General features: G+C 40.1%; 16 protein-coding genes. 6 read left to right on the plus strand and 10 right to left on the minus strand.

The window, feature by feature from the left end; all coding sequences use genetic code 11:
- Window positions 1-26: 26 nt before the first annotated feature.
- The 3 genes from H4075_RS17845 to H4075_RS17855 form a co-directional block, all read right to left on the minus strand.
- Window positions 27-3,449 (minus strand): SusC/RagA family TonB-linked outer membrane protein, encoded by a 3,423-nt coding sequence (locus tag H4075_RS17845; RefSeq protein WP_182802178.1) that lies wholly within the window; start codon window positions 3,447-3,449, stop codon window positions 27-29.
- Window positions 3,450-3,550: 101 nt separating this feature from the next.
- On the minus strand, window positions 3,551-4,651 hold the full coding sequence (locus tag H4075_RS17850) for a FecR family protein (protein ID WP_182802179.1): 1,101 nt from the start codon (window positions 4,649-4,651) through the stop codon (window positions 3,551-3,553).
- An 87-nt stretch (window positions 4,652-4,738) separates the two neighbouring features.
- Window positions 4,739-5,368, minus strand: coding sequence for an RNA polymerase sigma factor (locus H4075_RS17855; RefSeq protein WP_182802180.1), 630 nt, complete (start codon window positions 5,366-5,368; stop codon window positions 4,739-4,741).
- Window positions 5,369-5,931: 563 nt separating this feature from the next.
- On the opposite strand from H4075_RS17855, the gene H4075_RS17860 reads away from it, so the two are divergent.
- Entirely contained in the window at window positions 5,932-6,873 is a 942-nt protein-coding gene (locus tag H4075_RS17860) for a YitT family protein (protein WP_182802181.1), read from the plus strand.
- A 36-nt stretch (window positions 6,874-6,909) separates the two neighbouring features.
- Here the strand turns inward: H4075_RS17860 and H4075_RS17865 are convergent, their stop codons facing one another.
- The gene (locus tag H4075_RS17865; RefSeq protein WP_182802182.1) at window positions 6,910-8,244 is read right to left on the minus strand and encodes a T9SS type A sorting domain-containing protein; all 1,335 of its coding nucleotides are present in this window, start codon (window positions 8,242-8,244) and stop codon (window positions 6,910-6,912) included.
- A 135-nt stretch (window positions 8,245-8,379) separates the two neighbouring features.
- Between H4075_RS17865 and H4075_RS17870 the strand changes: the two genes are divergently transcribed.
- From H4075_RS17870 to H4075_RS17880, 3 genes are all read left to right on the plus strand, one after another.
- Entirely contained in the window at window positions 8,380-8,682 is a 303-nt protein-coding gene (locus H4075_RS17870; protein ID WP_182802183.1) for a YtxH domain-containing protein, read from the plus strand.
- A 102-nt stretch (window positions 8,683-8,784) separates the two neighbouring features.
- Window positions 8,785-9,546: a Bax inhibitor-1/YccA family protein gene (locus tag H4075_RS17875; RefSeq protein WP_182802184.1), complete on the plus strand. Its 762-nt coding sequence runs from the start codon at window positions 8,785-8,787 to the stop codon at window positions 9,544-9,546.
- 159 nt (window positions 9,547-9,705) lie between these two features.
- Window positions 9,706-11,760 (plus strand): OPT family oligopeptide transporter, encoded by a 2,055-nt coding sequence (locus H4075_RS17880; RefSeq protein WP_182802185.1) that lies wholly within the window; start codon window positions 9,706-9,708, stop codon window positions 11,758-11,760.
- Window positions 11,761-11,910: 150 nt separating this feature from the next.
- On the opposite strand, the gene H4075_RS17885 is transcribed toward H4075_RS17880, so the two are convergent.
- From H4075_RS17885 to H4075_RS17895, 3 genes are all read right to left on the minus strand, one after another.
- Window positions 11,911-12,963 (minus strand): glycosyltransferase family 4 protein, encoded by a 1,053-nt coding sequence (locus H4075_RS17885; RefSeq protein ID WP_182802186.1) that lies wholly within the window; start codon window positions 12,961-12,963, stop codon window positions 11,911-11,913.
- A gap of 160 nt (window positions 12,964-13,123) precedes the next feature.
- Complete coding sequence (locus H4075_RS17890) at window positions 13,124-14,320, minus strand: DUF1501 domain-containing protein (RefSeq protein ID WP_182802187.1); 1,197 nt, start codon at window positions 14,318-14,320, stop codon at window positions 13,124-13,126.
- A 74-nt stretch (window positions 14,321-14,394) separates the two neighbouring features.
- Entirely contained in the window at window positions 14,395-15,819 is a 1,425-nt protein-coding gene (locus H4075_RS17895; protein ID WP_182802188.1) for a DUF1800 domain-containing protein, read from the minus strand.
- A 427-nt stretch (window positions 15,820-16,246) separates the two neighbouring features.
- Here H4075_RS17895 and H4075_RS17900 point away from each other — a divergent pair, with 427 nt between their 5' ends.
- Together H4075_RS17900 and H4075_RS17905 are read left to right on the plus strand one after the other, a co-directional pair.
- The gene (locus H4075_RS17900; RefSeq protein WP_182802189.1) at window positions 16,247-17,233 is read left to right on the plus strand and encodes a zinc metalloprotease; all 987 of its coding nucleotides are present in this window, start codon (window positions 16,247-16,249) and stop codon (window positions 17,231-17,233) included.
- A gap of 147 nt (window positions 17,234-17,380) precedes the next feature.
- Entirely contained in the window at window positions 17,381-18,355 is a 975-nt protein-coding gene (locus H4075_RS17905) for a zinc metalloprotease (protein ID WP_182802190.1), read from the plus strand.
- 67 nt (window positions 18,356-18,422) lie between these two features.
- On the opposite strand, the gene serS is transcribed toward H4075_RS17905, so the two are convergent.
- The 3 genes from serS to H4075_RS17920 form a co-directional block, all read right to left on the minus strand.
- Window positions 18,423-19,694, minus strand: a complete 1,272-nt coding sequence (serS, locus tag H4075_RS17910) for a serine--tRNA ligase (RefSeq protein WP_182802191.1) — start codon at window positions 19,692-19,694, stop codon at window positions 18,423-18,425.
- A gap of 89 nt (window positions 19,695-19,783) precedes the next feature.
- Complete coding sequence (locus tag H4075_RS17915; RefSeq protein ID WP_182802192.1) at window positions 19,784-20,221, minus strand: GNAT family N-acetyltransferase; 438 nt, start codon at window positions 20,219-20,221, stop codon at window positions 19,784-19,786.
- Window positions 20,222-20,232: 11 nt separating this feature from the next.
- Window positions 20,233-21,915, minus strand: a complete 1,683-nt coding sequence (locus tag H4075_RS17920; RefSeq protein ID WP_182802193.1) for an NAD+ synthase — start codon at window positions 21,913-21,915, stop codon at window positions 20,233-20,235.
- Window positions 21,916-21,924 lie beyond the last annotated feature (9 nt).

Here is a 21,924-nt window from a genome sequence, read left to right on the forward strand (position 1 = left end):
TAAAAAATAAACTTGGGATAATGCCATTAAAAACTTGCCTGAATTCCTGCCTGGAAAGACTTAGGCTGCGGATACACAGCAAAGTCGATACCATTGGTTAATGATGAACCGGGTGTTCTGTTACCCACTTCCGGATCGTATCCCGTGTATTTTGTAAACGTGAGAATATTTTGTGCCGATACATAAATACGCAAGCTCTTTACTGTTCCTTTTGTATGTACTCCTAAGAAATTAGACGGTACAGTGTAACCTATCATAATATTTTTCAGGCGCAAAAATGAACCATCTTCAAGAAACCTGGTAGAGGGGCGGGCATTGCGGTTAGGATCACCGGCAATTGCACGTGGAATAGTTGTATTTGTGTTGGTTGGTGTCCATGCATTCAATACCTGTGTTCCTGCATTAAAGAAACGAACCATACCTTCCGTAATAACCCTTGTAGCGTTGTAAATCTTATTACCCTGAACACCCTGGAAGAAAAGAGATGCATCAAAGTTTTTGTAATTGCCGCCAAGATTAAATGCATAAGTTACTTTCGGAATAAAACTTCCGAGGAACTGGCGGTCATTGTTATCAATTTTTCCATCGTTGTTAAGATCTTTAAACTTAAGATCACCGGGAGCTGTAGCAGCTGTTTGTGTAGCATGTTTGGTAACTTCTGCTGCACTTTGAAAAATACCTTCCACTACCCATCCGTAAAAACCCTGAACAGAATATCCCGGAGTAGTATTGGTGATGTTATCGCCACCAAAATCTGCATCATTGCCCGCCTCAATTTTTGTAACACCTTCAGCTAACTTAGTTACCTGGTTGGTTACAAAACTCATGTTTGTACTTGCGTACCATTTAAAAGCACCTTCTCTTTTATTGTAACCCAATTGAAATTCAAACCCGTTATTTTTCATCGCACCAACGTTTTGCGATACCGTGTTGTTGATGAATCCAAAAGATGGCGGAATTGGCACTCCCAAAATGAGGTTATCGGTATTTCTTCTGTAATACTCAGCTGAGAACGTGATCTTGTTTTTAAATAATCCAAGATCAAGACCGATGTTTATCTGTTTTGTTTTTTCCCATTCAAGTTCCTTGTTACCCAAGCCAGGAATATTAGAACCAGGGCCACTGGTAAGTGAATTACCAAAAGGATAAGATGAACTGTTGGCAAGTACACTCACTAACCAGGGAGTGTTACCCAATACCAACCCATTAAGACCAGTGATTCCATATCCAACTCTTACTTTCAATTCTGAAACGTTGGGGATGTTCTTCATAAAATCTTCCTGGTCAACTCTCCAGCCAATTGAAGCTGAGGGGAACGTTGCCCATTTTTTTCCTGGGGCCCACACAGATAATCCGTCACGCCTTACAGCTGCACTTAAGATGTACTTGCCTTGATAGTCATAATTCAAACGCCCCAGATAGGAGATGAGTGTATTTTCACCAACCAGTGTTTGTGCAGATATATTTGTTGCATTATTCAATGTACGCAGGTCGTTTGATGGCTGGTTACCACTGGCATTTTCCTGCTTTGTTTGTTGACCCTGTTGCTCATACACAGCAATCACATTGAGATGATGATTGCCGAAAGTTTTATCGAATGTAAGTTGCTCGGTAAATAATTTTACAGTGGAAACATTGCGGTTGTTGGTAATTGTTGCCTGCGTGGCGCTTGAACCTGCAACAGCACCGTTATCATTAAAAATTGGTGCAAAGCGATAGTCCAGGCCAGTTGCATAGTCAATACCAAAGGTGGATTTAAATTTCAGCCAACTGGTTATTTTAGCTTCAAGAAAGGCCGTGCCAAAAATCTTTACTGTTGATCTTGTGCCCGGATTTTTCAATGCAGCATCTTCAACAGGGTTGGTAGGATCGCCACCATCTTTCGTAGCATCCACACCTCTGTAACCACCGTTCGACGTTGGATCATAAACAGGTATATGCGGCATCATCCTGATCACATTTACCAAATTTGTTCTTGATCCTGTTTCATTGTTATCATAGTTCTGGGTACCGGAAGCTATATAAAGGTTTTCGCCGAACGTGAAAACTTTGCCGATGTTATGATCTGAGTTAATACGAAAATTATAACGGCGATATGCTACGCTTGGGGCAATACCCTGCTGATCGGTATAACCGGCTGAAGCGTGAAAACGTGATACTTCATTACCACCACTTAAACCTATATTATGCTGATTCATTCCACCTTTCTTAAAATAAGCATCCTGCCAATCGGTATTGGTTTGACCATAAGTTTGCGTTGCCCCAGGATAAACAGGTTGATTTATTTGAGGTTCGGTAAGTCTTGGCACCTGGCTGCCTCTGTAGGCAAGCGCATATTGCTTAAACTGTTCTGTATTTAGCAATGAAAGGCGACTGGTTACTTCCTGTATTCCAAAATAGGAATCAAGTGTAACACTCATTTTACCGTCTCTTCTACCTTTTTTTGTATTGATGATGATCACACCACTTGTAGCTCTTGAACCATAGATCGCTGCCGCAGATGCATCTTTCAATACGTCTACTGATTCAATGTCTTTCACGTCAATGGCAGAAAGGTTTCCTGTTGGAAAACCATCAACCACATACAATGGATCTGATGCAAAACTGATTGAACTAATACCCCTGATCCGAACAATTGGTTCAGTACCCGGGCTTCCGTTATTGGTTACCTGCAAACCGGCAACACGACCTTGCAATGCCTGCGAAATACTTATTGCAGGAAGTTCATTCAGTGTTTTACTGCTTACAGTAGAAACTGCTCCGGTTACTAATGTTCTTTTTTGTGTACCATAACCAATTACTACCACTTCATTTAATGCCTTGTCTAATAAGGCCATCACCACTTTTACTGAAGTTTTGCCATCAATACTTACTTCCTGGGTAACCATACTAACAAATGAAAACACCAACACCTTGGCATTATCCTCTACCTCAATGGAAAACGAACCATTATTATCCGTTGTGGTTGCTTTGTCTGATCCCTTTACTTGTACCGTTACGCCGGCAAGCGGCTCTGCTCCTTCACCGGTTACAGTGCCGGTAATGGTACGTACGATGATGTTATCTTCAAACTGGCCTTTTTTCTCCGAAATAATGAAAACGCCTGAAGTTTCGTCAAACCTGTATTTAAGTTTGGTTTGGTGCAGCACTGCATCCAATACTTCTGATAACGGGGTCTCTTTTGCTTTCACCGTTACAATCTTTCCCGGGGGAATAATATCATTGGAGAATGTAAACCTGTAGTTGGTTTCTTTTTCAATTGCTTTAAAAAACGTGGTCATTTTTACCCCATTCAGCGTAAGGGTTACTTTCACATCCTGGGAAAACCCTCCTGCATGTACCACCAGGCTACATACAAACAGAAAAATTGCAGTCAGTTTCATAATTTTAAGCAGCTTCGTTAAAGATGGATTTGCAATACTCCACCTGTAGGGATGATTTTTTTTCATACCTTCATTTTGGTTTTAATTTAAAAAATAGAAACTCTTTTATTTTAAAAGCGTTTCAAAGTTTTGGTACAGGTAGAATGCTGCAACATTCTCCTGTATTTTTATTTTGACAGATTTATGGTTAATATTTCTCCCTGTTCAATCGTATAATTAAAACTCCTTGATTCTTTTAAGTAATCAAGCACTGTATTCAGATCCTCCTTTTCGTATGTTCCTGTAAACCGGTAGTTGCAAATAGCAGTGTCCTTAAAATTAATTTTTGCCCCGTACCACCTTTCCAGTAATATGGCGATGTCTTTAAACTCTTCATCATCAAAAATCAATTTGTTTTCTTTCCAGGCTATTTCCTTAATATCACCGGTACTGGTAAGCACTAATTTTTTCGGCAGGCTGTCTGTTAGATAAGTATCTTTTTTTGCTGTGTTTAAATTGTTATTGAGATTGCTGGTATTCCCATTTTGCCATTCGATTTTTTGGTTGGGATAAAGCAACATCTTAAGATTATTATTTTCTTTAAGTGTTACTTCCACCAATCCGCTTATCAAAGATGTTTCAGTGTTTTTTTCATCCAGGTAGGCTTTTACATTAAATGCTGTACCTAATGCTTTTACATCCATTGCAGGGGTATGCACAATAAATGGCCTGGTACGGTCGTGTTTCACCTCAAAAAAAGCTTCTCCTTCCAGGTAAACATCCCTTGTTGTAAGGCCATACTTTTCATTGATCTTGATATTGCTTCCGGCATTTAATGTAACAACTGAGCCATCGGGTAATTGAATATTCTTTCTTTCGCCATAAACTGCTGCGTAGGTTTTATTATTAACTCTGCCTGCAACAAAATAGTTGATCGTAACAAACAGGCCCGCCACAATTATTGCCGCAGCAGTAATTTTAAGCAATAAAGGCAAAACCTTTCCTCTCGTTCCTTTTTCAAATTTCTCCATCTGAACAACCGGCGTACTCTCTTTCTGCTCAAGGCTGTTTTCTAAACGTGAAGTCTGCTCATCAAGATCGGCAAGAGCCAAAGCATTGAACAGCTGAACATATTGTTCTTTGGCATCCTCAATTAATAAAGCCTTGTCTGGGTTTTCGTGTTTATAATTCTCCCAAAAAGCAATATCACCCGGTGAAACCCCTTTACAATAGTTAATAAAAGATTCGTCAGAGAGCAGTTCCTCAATGGTTATTTTGTCAGCGTTCATAACGTATTAGTATATCTGTTTTAAAGCAGAGTAAGCGGCAGGCGTTTTTTACCTGTTATTTGAAAAGATTTTTAAAAAAGACCGGCCTTAATACTTTTGGGCCATAGCAATAGTGGCGGCAGATGCCAAAACATTGAGCAGTGAGATTAGTGCAGCGCTTCGAGGTTGGCGGCTTTGGGCTATACCTAATTTGAGTTTCTTTAATCCCTCATGAATTTTATTATAAACCGTGCGATGAGATAAGCCGGTTCTTTGTACAATATCCTGGTAGCTTAGGCCTTCGTAAAACTTAAGAATTATCAGTTCTTTTTGGCGGTTCGGCAGTTCATTGATGTGATCCCTCAACAGTTGAAACAAATGGCTTTGTTCGTCTTTACGGATCAATTTTTCCTCTGGGTTAGGTTGTGGATCTTCGGGGTAGCTACTCCATACCACTTCTAATAAACCCGACTGTTTGCTTTTTTTCCAGTCTGCAGTAAGTTTTCTTAAAAAGGAAGTAATCAGGTAAGATTTTACATCTCTTGCATCCTGTATTGTTTCCCTTTTTTCCCACAGGTATAAAAATAATTGTTGAATGATATCTTTCACCAAATGGGCATCCTTCATTTCCTTCAACCCAATAAATAAAAGTGTGTGGTAGTATTTTCTATATAAGGCTAAAAACATTTCTTTATCGCCCTGTTTCAGCCCTTGCCACAAGTTGTTATCATTATCCATAAGCAATCGTAACGAACGTTGGTGAATACTCTTTCAATAGTACTATCCTTCTCCAATTACAAAGTAAAGTATAACATATTTTGCAATTTGAGAAACCTGTATCCAGCGATTCTTCATATAAATAGATTTATCAGCATCATTGAAAAACGAAAAACTTGCAAACATTCAAGAAAGGCTCACTGATAAATCATTGACATATGCATTGCAAATTATCAAAAAAATTATTGAACATATTTACTCCGGGCAACGCCTATTTGAGTTAGTTGATCTGATTAGATTATGGATTCCCCTCGTTAAAAATGTTATTAAGATAAATCGAACAATTAATTCTTACAGCTTCAATATCAACAACTCGTTTAAGACATTTTGCTTTCTTTCGTCTGTAATAAAAAAATCAGGCAGATTTAATCCAGAGAAATTTTAACTCACCTAAGCTTCTTATGATTTTTTTCACAGGTTACCGGACAGAAAATTGTATTTTCCGACGATTCGGGTCATTGACCCACTGATCGCTTCAGATCACTGCTTTCGCAGATATTACAGGAACCTTTAAACAACAGCACATGACCCAAAGCAGTCAACAAACTATCAGCAAACGCCCTCTTACTAATTATGAAAGGGCAAAGGCTTACCGGCAACGAAAGATCAGTTTTCAATCGTTATTGAAGGATATTTTCCTGATGATAATAGGTATTAGCTCCGCAGCTTTTGCCTTGAAAAGTTTCCTTTTGCCCAGTAATTTTATCGATGGAGGAGCAACCGGCATCGCACTTTTGTTGGGAGAAATAACCAGTTTACAATTCCCTGTTTTACTACTGTTGGTAAATGCTCCATTTGTATTTTTTGGATATCACACATTGGGGCGCACGTTCTTTATTAAAACTACGTTAGCCATCATTGGGCTTGCATTAGCTACAGCATTTATCAATTTTCCGCATGTAACCAACGACAAATTACTCGTTGCAAGTTTTGGTGGTTTCTTTTTGGGCGCAGGTATTGGCTTTGCCATCAGGGGTGGTTCGGTGATTGATGGAACGGAAGTGTTGGCTTTGTATTTGAGTAAAAAAATTGGCGGCTCGGTTGGCGATATTATTTTAGTGATCAACGTTGTTGTATTTTCTGTTGCAGCTTATATCCTGTCAATCGATACTGCGTTGTATGCATTGATCACTTACCTCGCTGCTGCAAAAACAGTTGATTTTGTAGTGGAAGGTATTGAAGAGTACACTGGTGTTACCATTGTATCATCTCACTCGGCCGAGATCAATGAAATGATCACACAACAATTGGGAAGAGGAGTTACGAATTATAAAGGCAAAGGCGGTTTCGGAACACAAGGGCACAGCAAAGAGAAAGATATTCTTTACACCGTTGTTACCCGTCTTGAGATCAGTAGTTTAAAAACGGAAGTACACAAGATAGATCCATATGCATTTATGGTGATGAACAGCATTAAAGACGTGAAAGGAGGATTGATAAAAAAAAGAAGATTGAAAGGCAATTAATAAAAGACAAACCCACCAAATGGTGGGTTTATTTTTTTATTGTTTGATGAACTGATGTGCCTGTTGCTCTTTTCCGTTTGTTATTCTTACAACGTAAGAACCTTTCGCCAGCGATTGTATAGGTAATGACCGTTCATTTATTCCTGTTGTTGATTTTGTTGATGAACGATAAACTGTTCTTCCATAAAGATCAACTACAGAAATAATGATCAGCTCAGGTTTCTTTGCAGTCCAAGTAACCTGCAAGCTGGAAGCAGAAGATTGAAATACCTTTGAAATATTCAGCATTTCTTCTTCACGAACTGAAGTTGGAGCATCACCAACCGATGGCGCAAATGCTAGTCCTTTAAAACTGGTATTTGCAACAGCCGTAGCAAGCGTGGTGAGTGAAGCTGTAATGTTAGCATTATAACCTGATGCATCAACCAGTGAATAAAGATTTGAACTGCTGGTTGCGTATAGTGTTACTGTAGTACCACTAACTGTTCCAGTTAACCCTCTAGGCGCTGTAACAGCAATCGAATTATTCTTAACCCATGAACCTCCAACTAATGAGTATTTGGTAAGAGTATTAGCTAATGGTCCGCCAAAATTGTTGCCGTCGCACACGTATAATACATCCGGGCCGGTAACGGTATTATCCAGATCAACTAGTAAAAAACCAAGAGGTGTGGAATTGGCAGTAGGTAATCCCGGAAGGTTGGTAATTGTTGGGGCAACCGTTACAGGAAATGTGCCGGAAAAAACGCCGACTGATACATTGTTAAATTCGCAGGAAATATACAATTGATTATTGAACACGTTTAGTTGATAGTTCGCAAGGTTGGCTGTGTTCACTGCAAGTGAAGTTGTTGCTCCAAGTGTAACATAACGAACTCCCCCGCCTCCGTTAATATTTGAACCCGCAACCGCTATGTCGGTGCCATTGGGGCTATAGGCACTTTCAACTCCATCGCCGCTATATGCTCCTGTAACAGTAGTTGTATTGATCACTTCATTTTTATCGATTCGAGCAACAATTCGTGGAGCAATGGCCGATGTGAACGAAGTAACGGGTTGCGAAAACTCATCTACATCATAACCCGGCAGAAACAGATATCGGTTGTCAAGTGATAGAGTAATCAATCCGCCATATGCACTATTACTCAGCATAAATTTCCTGTTGGCTCCCGACGTTGTAACAGGCATTGCCACTGTTTGCACAAGTGTCCCGGTAGTTGTATATTCATCAAGGAAACAACGGGCCGCAGCACCTCCGTTGTAAACAGTTCCATTTCCAAGCCTGACAACCACTAAATTACCGGTTGTAAACTGGGCTTCGCAGACAAACACAATGAGAAATAATATTATAGACAGATAATTTTTTTTCACATACAGAGGTTTTGGTATTCACAAATATAAGATGTGCAGCGGCCTGTAATTCTATTTTCTATTCACATTTGTGACTTGCTGGCACAAGTCCTGAACTGGACTGATAATTGACATACTGTACATAAACACACAACTATGGTCAACCCCAAACACATCGCAACATTCCTGCTGGGCGCAGCAGCCGGCTATGCTTTGTTCAAGTACAACAGCATGACCGATGAAGAAAAAGAAAAAATGTATGCAGATCTGAAAGAGAAAGCTAATAAGCTGAAAGACGAGGCAGAAAAATCGTTCAACAAAGCCGGTGATTATTTTGAAGAGCTGAAAACAAAAGGCTCAGAGAATATGAAAGATTATATGAGCGAAGCGGAGAACATCTTTAATGACGTATTTAAGAAGAAACCGACGGAAAGCAACGGCAGTACGGGCAATGTTTAAAAAATCAGTTTTTTTGAATGCCATAAGACTTAGTTAAGCCTTGTGGCATTCCTGTGTGATACCAAATTATCTATTAACTTTATTGCTCTAAATTTTAAACCCATGTCTTTATTTAAATCAGGTAATCCAACCCTTAGTGAAAAACATTTCGACCAAACCGGCAGTGCATACAGCGGCGATACCATGACCGTTCGTGGCACCATGAACAAATTTGGTTTCTTAATGCTGATGGTAATGGCCGGTGCAGCTTTTGCCTGGCAGTGGTTTGATGCTGGAAAGAGCATTTTCCCATTAATGATCGGCGGTGCATTGGGCGGTCTTGTCATTGCGCTTGTTATCACATTCAAAAAAGAATGGAGCGGTTATCTTGCTCCTGCTTATGCTATTGTTGAAGGTTTATTTGTTGGTGGCATTTCTGCTTACTTCAATTATATCTTCCAGGAAAAATATCCCGGCATTGTTACACATGCTGTGCTACTCACATTTGCTGTTGCAGCAAGTATGTACCTCATGTATACCTTACGTATCATTAAAGTAACTGAACGTTTACGTTCTATTCTTTTTGTGGCTACGGCAAGTATTGCTTTTTTCTACTTGCTCACATGGATACTTGGTTTCTTCGGAATCAATTTTGGTTTTATGTCTGCCAACAACGGATCAATGTTCAGCATTATCTTTTCGCTCGCTGTGATTGGTATTGCAGCATTTAACCTCCTGCTCGATTTTGATATGATCGAAAAAGGAAGTGAAATGGGTGCTCCAAAATATATGGAATGGTACGGTGCATTTGGTTTGCTGGTAACCTTAGTGTGGTTATACCTCGAAATACTTCGTCTCTTATCGAAACTCAACAGCCGTAAATAACCTTCAATCTATTCTTATAAAAAATCCCTGCGCAGTTGCGCAGGGATTTTTTTTGTAAAACCTATAAGGTCTTCTGGCCTGCCATGCAGCACTGCAAGACCTTATAGGTTTATTCACAAAAAGTTTTTCCTATCTTCCTTTTATTAAATCAACTGCCGTATGTCTGAGCAAAAATTTCAACCCTTTGTTCCTGATGACAGCAAGATGGCCGAATTCACGATCAAAAGTGTATTGGTTGGCGCTGCATTCGGAATCATCTTTGGTGCATCAACAGTTTATCTCGCATTGAAAGCCGGTTTAACGGTGAGTGCATCTATCCCAATCGCTGTTATTGCTATTACACTTGGAAGGTGGGCACTTAAAACAACCATTCTTGAAAATAACATCATCCAAACAACAGGAAGTGCGGGTGAAAGTATTGCGGCAGGTGTGGTGTTTACATTGCCTGGGTTTTTATTTCTGAGTGAAAAAAGCAGTGCAGAGTTCTTCAACTATTTCACCATTCTTACACTGGCGATCTTCGGAGGCATACTCGGCACCTTGATGATGATACCCTTACGGCGATCATTAATTGTAAAAGAACATGGCACACTTCCCTATCCTGAAGGCACGGCCTGTGCCAGTGTTTTGAAAGCGGGTGAACGGGGCGGCTCATTTGCCAAAACTGCTTTCATGGGATTGGGATTTGCATTTGCCTATGCTATTCTTCAAAAGATCTTTCATGTAATTGCTGAGACTCCTTTCTGGATGACAAAGCAGGCAAATAAATTTTTCCCTTCTGCAAAAGTGAGTGGAGAAATTACGCCTGAATATTTAGGTGTTGGTTATATCATTGGTCCAAAGATCAGTGGTGTGTTGGTGGCAGGTGGCGTGATTGCATGGTTTGCTTTTACACCTTTACTTGCTTCACTTGTACCACCAGATACAATTGCGTTGCAACTAGCGAAACTTGGTTACTTAGCAGATCTGGCAAAACCAGGTGGGCCTGGTGGATGGGATCCTGTTACTCATACTTTCGCAGATTACTCAACTGCCATCTATCGTGCATATATCCGTCAAATTGGTGCAGGTGCTGTTGCAGCGGGTGGTTTTATTACACTCATCAAAACAATTCCAACTATTGTTTCATCTTTCAAAAGCAGTATTGGTTCTATCAAAAAAGTTGATGGACAGGCTGTGGAAGTAAAAAGAACAGAACGTGATCTCAACATCAAGATCGTTGGTATTGGCAGTTTGGTATTGATCTTATTAATGGCTGTATTACCTCAAGTTCCCGGCGATAATATCGGAAGTAAATTATTACTTGGATTACTCGTGGTGATCTTCGGTGCTTTCTTTGTTACAGTATCATCAAGGATTGTTGGTTTGATCGGCTCTTCTAACAATCCTATCAGTGGTATGACGATTGCAACACTCATGGGCACCTGTCTCATCTTTATTGCAGTTGGCTGGACGGGCAAAGTATTTGAACCAATGGCACTTGTTGTGGGTGGTATGATCTGCATTGCAGCAGCTAATGCTGGCGCTACATCGCAGGATTTAAAAACAGGTTACATTGTTGGCGCCACACCTAAGTATCAGCAGATCGCTTTGTTTGTTGGAGCTGTTGTTTCTTCTATTGCTATTGGCGCAACCATTAAAGTACTTGACACTCCAACAGCTGAAATGCTTTCACAAGGCATTACACATGCGATTGGTACCGACAAATATCCTGCACCACAAGGCACGTTAATGGCCACTTTGATCAAAGGCATTCTTTCCTTTAACCTCGACTGGCAGTTTGTTTTGGTTGGTGTATTCATTGCTATTACAATGGAACTCTGCGGTATCAAGTCATTGAGTTTTGCAGTAGGCTTATACCTTCCGTTGTCAACTACACTGCCCATTTTTGCAGGTGGTGCAATTCGTGGCATTGTTGACAGAAAGAAAAAGAAATCAGGTGAAGTGTTAACTGCTGAGGAAGAAGATCTGGGTAAAGGAAATCTTTTTGCTACCGGGCTTGTAGCCGGAGGAGCATTGGCAGGTGTATTAGTTGCCATATTATCCGTCAATGATTCCATTGCAGCTTCGCTGGGAAAAGTAAATGCAGAACATGGATTGGTGGGATGGTTTGGCGAAAACGGATACTACCTGTTAGGTGCTATCTTCTTTGCAATAATGGGCTTTACACTTTACCGTATTGGCATTAAGAAAACAGAAAAGATCGAAGAATAATCATTGCATGACGTCCTCGTCTGACAAATAAAAATATACATCTTCCCGTCAGACGAGAACGTCAGACGGAAAAAACAAAAGCCTCCTGAACGGAGGCTTTATGTTTTAAAACTACAACTATGCGAACGGGTTAGTAAGTACAGGGTTGAGTTAGATCAGTCCAAGTAACGAAGCGGCTGCTTTTGCAGGACGAAGAATAAAAAATTCCTGCGCCGGTCTTGCGGCAACTTCTTCATACAGCTCAGTGTATTTATTGGTGATGTTGCTGATGCTGTATTTGTAACGCATCTTCCATCCGTTATTCACTAATTGATCACGGTATGCTTCGTTTTCAATTACGTTTAAAATACCACGGCGGATATCAAGAATATTATAAGGATTTACTTTGCATGCTGCATCGTCTGAAATTTCATCCATTGGTGAAATGCGGCTTGTCACCAACGGGCGACCAACTGCACATGCTTCAAGGATGGGTAAACCAAAACCTTCATAAGTTGAAGCAAACACAACCATATCACACAATTCATACTGATGTTTCAGTTGATCAAACGAAAGGTTAGTATGTGTTTTAAAATCAATTTTATTTTCCTGGAGAATGAGTTGTGTTTCCACATCCAAACTGCCAATGATATGCAATTCACAATTCACACCTTTTAATGCTTTCGCCAGGTTGTGAATGTTCTTATTTTCTTTTGTCCCTATCTGAAGGATACGTGGCTTTTGTGCGTTGAATTTCTTTGGTGTAAACTCAAATCGTGGATCAAAAAAGTTTGGAACCACTTTCACCTTATCTGCATTAACACCAGTGAGGTTGATCAATTCACGTTTTGTTTTTTCGCTGATCACCGTAATGGTATTTGCACGCCACATTGGTAATTGATACCAGAAGAATTTAAACAGCCAGTATTTAAAATTGGTCTTGCCATATTTTGTTAAGAACACACAGTCGTGGATAGTCAACACTGTATTACGCTTTTTCATACCAAGTGATACATAATGAATATCACCGGTGATGTGATTGATCTGCGATTGACTGCTGCGTGATTTGAAAATATTTGCGAAGATGTTGCGGATAGATGGCACCTCAACTTTATTAGCTTTAATGCCGGTTGTTTCTGCAACCTGAGCCTGCACATTATCGAATAATGATTCGATACTGAATGCATGAAGCCTTTTTTTACGGAAGAAGTAAGATACTTCCATAGGAATTGGACGATGTTTGGTTTCTCAAATAATTGGACAATACAAATATAGACGGCATGTGCGCCTTAAACAATAGGAGTTTTCACCTAATAATCAGACAGTAATTTTACGAGATGCAGAGTGGGCCACACTTAATGTGTTGCACACCCGTTCTCCGTTATCAAATGAAATCCAATGGTTTAATGGACTGTTTTAAGATTGCATCGGCATCTGCTCCCATCCATTTGTTGAGAACAGTTGCGTACACCTGCTTGAAATCGAGTTGGAATTTTACGTCGCCATCATCAAGGTTTGTCAAATCCGGCAATGGGTTATAAATGCCTTGCTTTTTTAAACCTCCGCCGATGAAGAACATATTGTTTGCTTTACCGTGATCGGTACCGTTGCTTGCATTTTGTGCCACTCTTCTTCCAAATTCTGAAAAGGTAAACAACAACACATCATCAAAACGGTTATTTGCTTTCAGGTCTTTTACAAATGCTTTCACTGCATCATTCAGCTCTGTAAACAAACGCTTCTGCTGACCCTCCTGGTTGATGTGAGTATCAAAACTTCCCAAAGAGATGTAATACACTTTGGTATTGATCTCACTAAAGATGAGCGATGCAATTGTTTTTAATCCTTTACCCAAATCAGAGTTGGGATAAGATTCTGCTGATGGACGTTGCTTGCTTTGTTTAAAAATATAATCAGCACTTGAAATGGTTTCAGCCATTGTCTTGTATAGATAATCAACCGGGCGCTCATGTTCCTGTTGATGCTGCTTCATGATTTCTTTGAAGTAACGTTCCTGGCTGGTTGTATACAACCGGCGTGGATCTTCAACAGCTATGCCTTTAATATCATTGCCTTTCAACGCAAGACTTAACACATCATCGATCTCCAATGCCTGTGTTGGTTTATCGCAACCTTTGCATTGGTCATCTAAATATCTGCCAACCCAACCGGTGTTCCAGTAATCACGACTATCACTTGCTGTGTGCCAGATATCCATACTGCGGAAATGACTTTTATCCGGATTGGGATAGCCCACACTGTTGAAAATACCCATGCTGCCCTCATCATACAATTCTTTAAATGCAGTAAGTGATGGATGCAAGCCTGCTTCATCAGTTAATGCCAATGCGGCATTGCGTTGAATACCTAAACGTGGACGATTGCTGTAATACAAATCGTTCCGGTAAGGGATCACTGTATTCAATCCATCGTTACCACCACTCAACTGAATGATGACCGTTACTTTATTTCCCGGAGGAACAAGTTTACCCGTTTCAAATGCTTTTAAGAATTGCGGCATCAACATGGATGCTGTTGCAAGTGAACCGAGCTGGATGAATTCTTTACGCTTTATATACATGAGGGCAATTTTAGATTTTAGAATGACGATTTCAGATTAAATCTTACATCTGAAATCCGACATCCGAAATTGTTTTAGCACATTTGATATTCCGGTGTACACATCAACTGAATGATGGCTGTTTGAATATAGCGTTCACGTGTTGATGCATCTACAAATTTTTCAACAATTGCTTTATTCATCTTGTTGCTGTCTGTTTGCCAAACAAGTGATGCAATATGGCTGAGCAATTGTTCCCGTGATGTTTTTTCTAATTGTTTAATAGCGGGTTCCCATTTAATGGTAGTCTGCACTACCCTGCCGGGCATACGTCCTGCTTTACCCATTTCCTGGTCATCGTCACTTTTTGCTTTGAACTGAAATGCTTCTTTCGTTGCCATTAATTGTGGAATACGCATACGGAACATGAGCGATGAACTGTCGATCCAGTTAAAACCGCCGGGCCAACCTGCTACATTTGGCGGATAGAATAATATTTGCCCCAATACTTTTTGCAGGAACAGTTGTGCATCTTCATTTTCTATCTGCATGGGCATTGCTCTGCGAATACCAACCAGCAGATCAACCGGCGACTTAACTCTTGAACCAATATTTTTTTCTTCATAAAACCAATCGCTGGCAAAAATATCTTTCAGTATTGTTTTGATCTCGTAACCTGATTTATAAAATCGATCTGCCAGCCATTTTACTTTTTCCTGATCAACTTCTTCATTCACAAAAAACTTATACATCTTGGTAGAAATGCAGGTAGCTGTTTGTTTTTGTTCGAGTAAGAGATCAAGAATATTATCACCATCAAAATTACCTGTGCGGCCTAACACTGTTTTTGGGCCATCATCATGCTGGTTAGCTCTGAAAATAAATTCACCATCTAATTTAAACTGCCAGCCTGTAAATGCACGTGCGGCTTCCTTAATATCTTTTTCAGTGTAGTTGCCACGGCCCATGGTAAACAACTCCATCACTTCACGTGCGAAATTTTCGTTGGGTTTTTGTTTTCGGTTCTGTTGATTGTTGAGAAAAGCAAGCATTGCTGCACTGCGGCTGACCTCTTTGAGCAATGTTCCAAAATTGCCTAATGCGTTTGCCCTGATGACACGCAGTAATTCCTGTTGATACAATGAGTTTAAATTACGGCAGGCAAAATGTCCATGCCAGAAGAAAGCTAATTTTTCACGAAGCTGTTGCTCACTGTTCACCATTTCATCCAACCATTCAAGATTGAGGTTACGAATATCTTCTCTTGATTGTTTTTGCATTTGCTGGCGCTGCTCCTGTGTCATTTCTGTACGCCTGATGCCATCAACTCCATTCATCAATCCATCCACAAAATTGTTGGCAACTTTTAAAGGCATTGGTTCTTTACGTGACGCCTTCTCCAACGCTTCGTACAATTTAACCGGAGAGGTTTTGTTGAGATCGTTCCATTGCTCAACAGCAGGACCAAAGCCTGCCCGCCACAATAAATGCTGATTTTTTAACTGAACTGATACGGCCATATATGGTAAAGTATTGCGTTAAGACTTTTTGAATAGCAGATAGTTTAAACGTAAACGATGAAATGCGTAAAATCTTTTAGGCAGATCATGATTGAATGTATAATAACTGGGCGTTACAAAAAAAAAGGCACCATAAAAGATGCCTCTTAAAGAAATGATAGGTGCCTTTGTAATCTGTTTAATTGACCACAATGTTAAAGCATGAAACCTACAAGAATTCTTAAGGAAATGTTTCTTACAATAATTTTAAGAACTCCGTTAATTCGTAGTTCTACGGTCTGTTTCTCAGCTATTTGTCATGTAACACATTTATAGCCCCATTTGCAGCGACGTTTCAAAAATTAATTAACACCCGCTAACAGCTGTAAGCAAAAAAAGAATACATTCACAAGTCATTTTTTTACACTTAAACCTAAACAACAAGTTCATGAAGAGATTATCTGTATTGGCAGCGGCATCGCTGTTGCTTTTTTTTGGATGTAGTAAATCTGTATCTGACAAAGAAAATGTTGAAGAAGAAGTTGAACAGTCAATGACTGAAGGTCGCCGTTGCTACAGTTATGAAGTTTTGCAGGCAAAGCTCAAAGAAGATCCAAGTCTTCAAAAAAGAATGGATGCGATTGAAGCTTATACACAGGATTATATCAATAACCCCGGCAAGTACAGAGTTACTGCTGACGGTACGTTAGAATTGCCTGTACATGTAAATGTCATCTACAGCAATGCAGCTGAAAATATTTCTGATGCACAGATACAATCACAGATCGATGTATTGAACCAGGATTTTGGTGCAACAAACAGCGATTACAATAATGCTTCTCCATATCAATCCGTACGTTCCGGAGATATTAAAGTAAGATTCCTTTGGACTCCATCTAACACAACCAGGAAATCAAGCACAACTACTTCATGGGGTACAAACGATGCTATGAAAAGATCTTCAGCAGGCGGTATTGATCCAACAGGGCTTGGCACAACTTTAAATATCTGGGTTTGTAATCTCAGCAACAGCATTCTTGGGTATGCACAATTTCCTGGCGGTTCTTCTGCCACCGACGGTGTTGTAATTGACAACAACGCATTTGGTAAAGGAAGTTTCCCTTTATATGCAAATTTCAACTTAGGCAGAACGGCTACGCATGAAGTTGGGCATTGGTTTAACCTTCGCCACATCTGGGGCGACAGAAGGTGTGGTGATGATTTTGTAGGTGATACCCCTGCACATGACGGTGCAAATTATGGTTGCCCTGCATCTGGACACACGAGCAAATGTTCAGGTCGTCCTTTAGAAATGACCATGAATTATATGGATTATACTGATGACCGTTGCATGTACATGTTCTCATCAGGGCAAGCAAGCCGCATGAAGGCAACTTATGCCCCAGGTGGCCCGAGAGCAGGTCTTATACCCTAACAGCATTCGTAAATCAACATGAGAAAAGCTGCCCCGTCATTAGACGGGGCTTTTTTATGTATGAAACATATCGTTTTGCTTTTAATCCTCAGTATAAGATTGTAACTTATATGACTCATATCATTTCTTACACCTCAACTAAAACAAATGAAAAAGTTTCGTCTCATACTACTTCTGTCCTTTCTTGTTTTGCTCGGATGTGAGCGGAAAACTGATCAGACAAATCTTGCTGAAGAAAACAAGATAAAAGACCAACACGGAAGATTGTGCAAGACTTATGAAGTTTTTGCCGAACAATTAAAACAAGATCCGTCCTTACAAAAAAGAATGGATGAGATCGAAAACTTCACAGCACGATACATGAACGATCCGGCAGCCTATCGTTTACTGGCCGATGGCACATTGGAATTACCTGTAGTTGTAAACGTTCTTTATAACACAGCAGCACAAAATATTTCCGAACGACAGATCAATTCGCAAATTGATGTGTTGAATGAGGATTTTGCTGCCAGCAACAAGGATCTGAATTCTACTTCAACTTACAACAGTGTAAAATCAGGTGATATTAAAATAAAATTTGTGTTACAACAAATAGTAAGAAAGAGTACACCCATTACTGCTTTCTACACTGATAATGCAATGAAGAATTCGAAGCGTGGCGGTATTGATGCAACAAGTCCGGAAACAACACTAAACATATGGGTATGTAACATGGTGGGTGGTATTCTTGGCTATGCTCAATTTCCCGGTGGCAATAAAGCAACAGATGGTGTAGTAATAACAACCCGTGCATTTGGAAGAGGTCGCAGTTACGATCTGTACACTGATTTTGATCTTGGCAGAACAACTACACATGAGGTAGGCCACTACTTTAACCTGCGGCATATTTGGGGTGATCGTAAATGTGGTAATGATTATGTAGATGACACCCCTTTGCACCCAACTTATAATTTTGGATGTCCGCCTGCCAACAAGATCAGTACTTGTGATGGCAGTATTGAAATGACGATGAATTATATGGATTATACAGATGATGCCTGTATGTATATGTTCACGCAAAAACAAGCGTTGCGTATGCAGGCAACTTATGCTTTGGGCGGACCAAGAGAAACATTAAGATAATCTCTACTAAACGAAAAGACCCTTACATCAACTGCAAGGGTCTTTTCATTTAGAATCAATCTTCTTTTTAGTTCAGTACATCTGCACCAAAATAAGATTGTAATACTTCCGGTATGTTGATTCCATTTTCTGTTTGATTATTTTCCAGCAGTGCAGCCAATATTCTGGGCAAAGCCAATGAACTTCCGTTCAATGAATGAACTAACTGCATTTTACCATTCTCATCTTTAAAACGAACCTTCATGCGGTTGGTTTGGTAGTTTTCAAAGTTGCTGACGCTGCTGCATTCTAACCATTTCTTTTGTGCAGCACTCCAAACTTCAAAATCATAGGTAAGTGCTGAAGTAAAACTCATATCGCCCCCACACAAACGCAGGATGCGGTATTTCAAGCCGAGATTCTGTAACAGCTTCTCAACATGTGCTACCATTTCATCCAGCACTTCATAACTTTTATCGGGATGCACTAATTGAATAATCTCCACTTTATCGAACTGATGTACACGATTCAACCCACGAACATCCGCACCAAAACTTCCCGCTTCTCTACGGAAACAAGGAGTATAAGCAGTCATCTTGATTGGCAAATCATTTTCTTTTACGATCTCATCACGGTAAATATTGGTAACAGGTACTTCTGCAGTGGGGATCATGTAAAAATTATCTTCCTGCATATGATACATCTGTCCTTCTTTATCGGGCAGTTGACCGGTACCGTAAGCAGATGCTTCATTCACCATGTAAGGCGGGATGTATTCGGTATAACCTGCTGCAGTATTATAATCCAAAAAATAACTGATGAGTGCACGTTGCAATTTTGCACCCTTCCCTTTGTAAACAGGAAAACCTCTGCCGGTGATTTTCACACCCAACTCAAAATTGACAATATCGTATTGCTCAATCAACTCCCAATGCGGTTTTGCATTTGCAGGTAATACAGGTTCGTCTCCACTCTCTTTTACATTAACGTTATCTTCAGCTGTTTTACCTAAAGGAACCAATGTTGATGGAAGATTTGGCAAACGCACCAGCAACTCATTCAGCTTTTGTTCAACTGATGCGAGTTCCTCTGCAATTTGTTTGGATGATTCTTTATACTGTGTTACTTCCGTTTTCTTTTGCTCGGCTTCTGCTTTTTGTCCTTTCCCCATGAGCATACCAATTTCCTTGGAAGCTGCATTTACTTTTGCTGCCAGGTCATCGTTCTCCAGCTGCTTTTTACGACGCTGTTCATCTAATGCAATGATTTCATCAACCAGATCAAGACTTGCAAAGTTTTTCACGGCCAGGCGTTCTTTCACCAATTCCCTGTTCTGGCGGATAAATGCCAATTGTAACATAACTCAAAAATTTGCGGCAAAGATAAGACTGAAGTACGAGGTACGAAGTAAGAAGTACTCACCCACCTCCGACAATTTATATCCTGTTGCTACACTTCAGATTTTTTGTAGATATCCGGCTGATGAATTTGCATCCACCGTTCGGGAAAACTAAGCTCCGAAAATCCGAATTGACTATACAAACCATGTGCATCACGGGTCGCAAGCATGAAACGACGAAGCCCCTGCAAATCTTCATGGGCCATAATTTCTTCCATCAGCCATTTGCTCAATCCTTGTCCACGATAAGCTTCATCAATAAACACATCGGCGAGATAGGCAAACGTTGTTTTATCGGTGATCACTCTTGCAAAACCAATTTGCCTGCCTAAATGAAACACACCAAAAGAAATTGAATTATCGATTGATCGTTGAACTGTTTCAAGCGGAATATTTTCTGCCCAATACGACTTCGACAGAAACGCATGAATGAATTCAACGTTGAAAAAACTTGTTTCCGTTGTAATAGCAAAACCTTCCCTTTGCATGCGTATAAATTTTATGAAAGATATTTTCCTACGATCGGCACCCTTCTGCCCACACCAAATGCTTTGGGCGATACACGAATGATGGGACAAAATTGATTGCGTTTGTATTCATTTACATTCACCATTTTCAAAATACGATCTACCAATGCGGCATCATAGCCCATTGCTTTAATTTCTTTTGGCCCTTGACGGCGTTCGATGTATTGATACAATACTTTATCAAGAATCGAATAATCAGGCAATGAATCAGAATCTTTCTGTCCGGGCCTTAACTCCGCACTTGGAGGTTTTGTGATGATATTTGTTGGAATGATTTCTTCATTGCGGTTGATGTACTTCGCAAGTTCATATACCTGCAGTTTATAACAATCGCCCAGCACGCCAATACCGCCGGCCATATCGCCATACAATGTTCCGTAACCTGTTGCCAGTTCACTTTTGTTTGAAGTATTCAATAAGATGTAGCCAAACTTATTGGCAATGGCCATCAATAAATTTCCACGGCTGCGACTTTGAATATTTTCTTCTGCCAATGAAAAAGGCAAATCTTTGAAAATCGGTTTCAACTCTGTTAAGAAGGCATCGTAAATATTTTTGATGGGAACAATATCATAAGGGTTGCCAAGATTTTTACTCAATTGCTCTGCATCGCTTACACTATGATCAGTCGAATACTGTGATGGTAATAAAATCGCTCTTACGTTTTCTTTTCCTAAAGCTCTACATGCAAGCGCCAACGTTACTGCACTGTCAATACCACCGCTGCTCCCAAGAATAGCTTTTGTGAAACCCATCTTCTGAAAATAATCACGTATGCCGAGCACAATGGCATCATGTATTTCAGCCGTGCAAAGGGTTTCATCTAAATGTGCCGGACTAAATTCTTCGTTAGGCAAAGTATCAGCAGCTGCAACAACCGGTTCTGCAAATGTGCCGTCATCGTTCAACTCAAAACCCACCAGTTCTTCATCAAACAAGGATAAATGTTTGATCATGTTTGCATGCTTATCAAACACTAACGAACCGCCGTCGAACACAATTTCTGTTTGGCTGCCTACACAATTGCAATACAGCATTGGCAGCTTGTACTTTTGTACGTTCAGTTTTACAATTGCTTTTCTGTCTTCTACATGTGTGTAATCAAATGGTGAAGCAGAAATATTCAACATTACATCCGGTTGGAACTTCATCAATTCATCCATTGGGCAAATTCGGTACAATGGATTATCACCGAGGTTCCAAATATCTTCACAAACAGTGATCGCTAATTTCTTTCCTTTAAACGCAACAATGTTCCAGTCGTAAGCCGGTTCAAAATAACGGTACTCATCAAACACATCGTAGTTGGGCAAGCAGGTTTTATGAACAACTGCTTTTACTTCTTTTTCGTAAAGGAAATAAGCCGCATTGTGCAGGTCTTTCCCTTCATCACGTTTGTTATGATCGGGTGCACCGATGATCACTGCAATGCTATCGGCATGCTGCCTGATCTTATCAATGGCTTCATTGCACTTATTGAGAAAGTCGTTGAACTCTAAAAAATCTCTTGGCGGATAGCCACACACACTCAGCTCACTGAAGAGAATCAACTCGCCACCCTGTGCTTTTGCCGTTTCGATCGCTTCAATGATTTTTTTCGTATTGCTTTCAAAATTGCCAATATGATAATTTTGCTGTGCTATGAATATCTTCATAGCACAAAT

The organism is Lacibacter sediminis (genome assembly GCF_014168535.1).
Taxonomy (GTDB): Bacteria; Bacteroidota; Bacteroidia; order Chitinophagales; family Chitinophagaceae; genus Lacibacter; species Lacibacter sediminis.

What these genes read in the sequence shown, in the direction of transcription:
- H4075_RS17845 (WP_182802178.1), bottom strand. Translation starts at nt 3,449, where the DNA reads ATGAAAAAAAATCATCCCTACAGGTGGAGTATTGCAAATCCATCTTTA.
- H4075_RS17850 (WP_182802179.1), bottom strand. Translation starts at nt 4,651, where the DNA reads ATGAACGCTGACAAAATAACCATTGAGGAACTGCTCTCTGACGAATCT.
- H4075_RS17855 (WP_182802180.1), bottom strand. Translation starts at nt 5,368, where the DNA reads ATGGATAATGATAACAACTTGTGGCAAGGGCTGAAACAGGGCGATAAA.
- H4075_RS17860 (WP_182802181.1), top strand. Translation starts at nt 5,932, where the DNA reads ATGACCCAAAGCAGTCAACAAACTATCAGCAAACGCCCTCTTACTAAT.
- H4075_RS17870 (WP_182802183.1), top strand. Translation starts at nt 8,380, where the DNA reads ATGGTCAACCCCAAACACATCGCAACATTCCTGCTGGGCGCAGCAGCC.
- H4075_RS17875 (WP_182802184.1), top strand. Translation starts at nt 8,785, where the DNA reads ATGTCTTTATTTAAATCAGGTAATCCAACCCTTAGTGAAAAACATTTC.
- H4075_RS17880 (WP_182802185.1), top strand. Translation starts at nt 9,706, where the DNA reads ATGTCTGAGCAAAAATTTCAACCCTTTGTTCCTGATGACAGCAAGATG.
- H4075_RS17885 (WP_182802186.1), bottom strand. Translation starts at nt 12,963, where the DNA reads ATGGAAGTATCTTACTTCTTCCGTAAAAAAAGGCTTCATGCATTCAGT.
- H4075_RS17890 (WP_182802187.1), bottom strand. Translation starts at nt 14,320, where the DNA reads ATGTATATAAAGCGTAAAGAATTCATCCAGCTCGGTTCACTTGCAACA.
- H4075_RS17895 (WP_182802188.1), bottom strand. Translation starts at nt 15,819, where the DNA reads ATGGCCGTATCAGTTCAGTTAAAAAATCAGCATTTATTGTGGCGGGCA.
- H4075_RS17900 (WP_182802189.1), top strand. Translation starts at nt 16,247, where the DNA reads ATGAAGAGATTATCTGTATTGGCAGCGGCATCGCTGTTGCTTTTTTTT.
- H4075_RS17905 (WP_182802190.1), top strand. Translation starts at nt 17,381, where the DNA reads ATGAAAAAGTTTCGTCTCATACTACTTCTGTCCTTTCTTGTTTTGCTC.
- serS (WP_182802191.1), bottom strand. Translation starts at nt 19,694, where the DNA reads ATGTTACAATTGGCATTTATCCGCCAGAACAGGGAATTGGTGAAAGAA.
- H4075_RS17915 (WP_182802192.1), bottom strand. Translation starts at nt 20,221, where the DNA reads ATGCAAAGGGAAGGTTTTGCTATTACAACGGAAACAAGTTTTTTCAAC.
- H4075_RS17920 (WP_182802193.1), bottom strand. Translation starts at nt 21,915, where the DNA reads ATGAAGATATTCATAGCACAGCAAAATTATCATATTGGCAATTTTGAA.